Below are 3,406 nucleotides of genomic sequence, written 5' to 3' on the forward strand. Positions count from 1 at the left end.
CGATACCAATGAGCGCAATGTTTTCCATGATAGTTCTCCGAATGAAAGCCTGTCCTCAGCATAGTACCGGGAAGGAGGGAGTGACCATCTCATTAAATAAAGCACGCTAAGCGTGCGTGGAGGCTGGCACCCAGCGGTACAGCGTCGGAATGGACACGCCGAGGTTCTTGGCCACGTCCTTGGGCGGCACCCCGCTGGCCAGCAGCTTCTTGGCCGACTCGATCTTGCTGTCGGTCATCTTCGGCTTGCGGCCGCCTTTGCGGCCGAGCTGCTTGGCGACTTCCAGCCCGGCGCGGGTGCGCTCGACGGTCAGCTCGCGCTCCATTTCGGCAAGGCTCGCCATGACGTGGAAGAAGAACCGCCCGGATGGTGTGCCGGTGTCGATGGAGTCGGTGAGGCTCCTGAACTGGACACCGTGCTTGTGCAGATCGCCGACCAGATCGACCAGTTGCTTGACCGACCGGCCCAGCCGGTCGAGCTTCCAGACGACCAAAGTATCGCCTTCGCGCAGCATTTCGAGCGTCTTGGCCAAGCCAGGCCGGTCTGCCCGCGTGCCACTCACCTTGTCCTCGAAGACCTTTTTACATCCGGCCTTGCTCAAGGCTTCGCGTTGCAGCTCCAGGTTCTGATCCTGCGTCGAGACGCGCGCATAGCCAATCAACATGGCTTGTCTCGCGCCCGGTCGATGCGTTCCTGCATCGCCTGCATCACTTCTTCGTGGGTGTACGATCTGGCGTTGGCGTCGGTGGCTTGCCGCAGGGCTTCCTCAACCTCGCGCGTCATCCGCTCGTAATCCTCCGGCCACAGCGCTTGCTCCATGCGCAGCGACGCCTGACTCAGCAGGTGCAGCAGGCTGAACAGCCGCATGTCGTTGGTGGCGACGATGCGCTCCCGAATCTGCTCCTGAATAGCTTCGCTAGCCCGATGCGCTTGTGGTGTGGCAGTCCCCTCGTAGTCAGCGGGGAATTCCGCTTCCTCGGCAATCCTTGCCCAGGCGCTGGCCAGCGCCTCGATGGTTGACGTGCTCATTTCCGCCGCTCCTGTGCTCTTTGGCGAATCAACCGGCCAAGGGGCCTCGACGCGAAAACCAGCAGCATCACGCCTATCGGATACCAGGTCGAGAAGACCACCAAGGCATCGAAGGCTGGCCGTCCGGTGTTGGTAGGCAGTACGGCGGTCACAGCCATCAACCCGCCGACCGTCCAGATGATGCGCCACACGTAGGGCATCACGCGGGGCACGTAGCCGTCATCGAAAGCGGTCTGGTAGTAGCGGCGCAGGCCGCGCTCGGCAAGCGCCTAGCGCTGCCGCTCCGACAGCGCATCCGTCCGGCCATACCAGCGCCGGAATGGTGGACAGCGCAGCAGCAAAGGGGTGAAGAGGATCATCACCGCCACGATCGCGACACCCCACGCCATGACGGCGCCGGCATCGGGCCGCTTGGCGTTCTCGATCACGGGCGCGAAGACGCCCGGAGCACCGATCATCCAGAACAGCGCAATGTGCTGATGGAAGGAGAGCTTCATTTGCTCATCCACTTGCGCAGCAGGCGCTTTTTCAGGGAGGCGCGTTCTTGCGGGTTGCGTCCCTTGTGATTGGCGATGCGATCCGCCGTGGCGGCCTGGCGCTTGACGGGCCAGTAGGAGCGGCCATCCTTGCCCATCGACCAGACGCTGCTGGCCTGGTTTTCCAGCAGGGGCAGATGGGCGCTCAGGGCTTCGGGCGACGCGCTGGTCAGCGCCGTGCGCTCACGGGTGCGCCAGCGCTGATGCCAGAGCTTCTTGTCCTCGCGCTCGCTGCCGCAGGTCGTGTGCCCGACGATGGGTGTTTTGCGGCGGCTGCGGCTCATAACGTAGTGGTCTCCAAGAACATTCAGGACTGATCCCAGGCGTCGATGGTCAAGACCTGATCGGCAGGACAGGCGGCTACGCGGTCGGGAACTGGATGGTGTTCAGTCTCATGCCGACCCCATTCGATTGATCGCGTCGCTTGCGGCACGCTGCGACGCAAGGAGGTTTGCGACCTGGTTTAGCAGCCGTGTCCGCTGCATGTCTGTTACCTATCTCCCCGACCGCTCATTGGACCAACTCCAGAGATTGGGCTCTATCGCTCAGCCAATACGAAACCGGCATTGGCTGATGCCACAACCGAGACTAACACAAATGGCTCGGTACCTGTATTTCGCGCCCCGTGCACTTGGCCCGGTCTTGCCACGGCTATCTCACCTTCCCTGAGGGCACGAACAATCCCATTGCCCTGAAAGTAATCAGCCATTCCCGACAAAACAGTCCACGTGTCTTGGCCGTGAGGATGAATGTGAGCCGCAATTTCCTGCCCGGGATGGACATGCCAAACCACGATAATTGAGTCTCGGGTTTCAAGCACAACGGAACGAATAGGCTCGCCTTCGGACGGCTGAACATACTCGGCTACAGAAAATATTCTCGATTCAACAGTCATCGGAGATCCCTCTTTCACAGTTGTCGTTACGGTCTTCATCGTCGGCATCCTGACGCACGGCGGGCAATTGCTGGAGCAACGCCGGCAGCCATTCCTGTACCGTCTCCCACACCACATCGAGGTTGATGTCGAAATAGCCGTGAGCCATGCGATTACGCATATTGCGCATGCTGCGCCACGGCACGTCGGCATGCGCCTGGGTGAACTCGACGTAGCCATCCATCACCTTTGTGGCCGCCTCGCCGATGACGATCAGGCTCATGATGACGGCCTGCTGGGTGCGCTTGTCGGCCAAGAAGTCGTCCTTGGCCATCCCTTCCACGAAGCTGCGCGCATCGGTTGCGGCCTGCTGAATGTGGTCGAGGTAATCGGGCAGGCGGTTCTCGCTCATATCGGTTGCGCCTCCGCGAGCACCTTGGCCCGGAACTTCGGCGGCAGGTCGCCGGGAGTCAGCAGATCGACGTCAACGCCGAGCAGCGATTTCAGTTCTTCTTCCAAATCGCCCAAGTCCAACAACGTGGCACCGGGCAGCGCATCGACCAACAGGTCGAGGTCGCTGCCATCCCGGTCGGTGCCATGCAGCACCGAGCCGAAGACGCGCGGGTTCGCGGCGCGAAAGCGGCCTACCGCTTCACGCACTGCGCTTCGCTTCATGTCAAGCACAACAGACGGTCGCATGCGCATCCTTTCTTATCGAAACTCGTTGAGATGATATGCAATCAAGAATAGAATTTCAAGAACTATTTTCGAGAATCGCAATGCCTTGATTCCCGTGCCGCGCCTGTCATTTTCAGAAGGTGACTGCACGGAATATCAAGAGTCGGCTGCACAGTCTTTTCTGATCTGTGGTCGTCTCAGAAAACGGAATCTATGGTCACTCCCGTTTTTGCAACACCGATTTTGACGATAAGTTGGCTTGCTTGAATCTATCCGGCGTCTGAATGGG

General features: G+C 60.2%; 6 protein-coding genes and 1 pseudogene. All 7 read right to left on the reverse strand.

The window, feature by feature from the left end; genetic code table 11:
• Positions 1 to 106 precede the first annotated feature (106 nt).
• On the reverse strand, positions 107 to 664 hold the full coding sequence (locus tag ACMWKA_RS25515; protein ID WP_003100847.1) for a recombinase family protein: 558 nt from the start codon (positions 662 to 664) through the stop codon (positions 107 to 109).
• Entirely contained in the window at positions 658 to 1,029 is a 372-nt protein-coding gene (locus ACMWKA_RS25520; RefSeq protein WP_021243030.1) for a hypothetical protein, read from the reverse strand. The genes ACMWKA_RS25515 and ACMWKA_RS25520 overlap by 7 nt, the downstream gene beginning before the upstream one ends.
• A pseudogene (locus ACMWKA_RS25525) lies at positions 1,026 to 1,526 on the reverse strand (transposase). The gene ACMWKA_RS25520 and the pseudogene ACMWKA_RS25525 overlap by 4 nt, the downstream one beginning before the upstream one ends.
• On the reverse strand, positions 1,523 to 1,849 hold the full coding sequence (locus tag ACMWKA_RS25530) for a hypothetical protein (protein WP_003100858.1): 327 nt from the start codon (positions 1,847 to 1,849) through the stop codon (positions 1,523 to 1,525). Before ACMWKA_RS25530 ends, ACMWKA_RS25525 begins: the two are co-directional and overlap by 4 nt.
• A gap of 254 nt (positions 1,850 to 2,103) precedes the next feature.
• Positions 2,104 to 2,460 carry a cupin domain-containing protein gene (locus ACMWKA_RS25535; RefSeq protein ID WP_000215515.1) on the reverse strand — a complete coding sequence of 119 codons (357 nt, stop codon included), beginning with the start codon at positions 2,458 to 2,460 and terminating at the stop codon, positions 2,104 to 2,106.
• Positions 2,450 to 2,851, reverse strand: coding sequence for a DUF86 domain-containing protein (locus ACMWKA_RS25540; protein ID WP_001293886.1), 402 nt, complete (start codon positions 2,849 to 2,851; stop codon positions 2,450 to 2,452). Before ACMWKA_RS25540 ends, ACMWKA_RS25535 begins: the two co-directional genes overlap by 11 nt.
• Entirely contained in the window at positions 2,848 to 3,138 is a 291-nt protein-coding gene (locus tag ACMWKA_RS25545) for a nucleotidyltransferase family protein (protein WP_001247892.1), read from the reverse strand. Before ACMWKA_RS25545 ends, ACMWKA_RS25540 begins: the two co-directional genes overlap by 4 nt.
• Between the last annotated feature and the right edge of the window lie 268 nt (positions 3,139 to 3,406).

Source organism: Enterobacter sp. 03-F-07-AD-ECC (genome assembly GCF_047530935.1).
In the GTDB taxonomy this organism is placed as follows: Bacteria; Pseudomonadota; Gammaproteobacteria; order Enterobacterales; family Enterobacteriaceae; genus Enterobacter; species Enterobacter cloacae.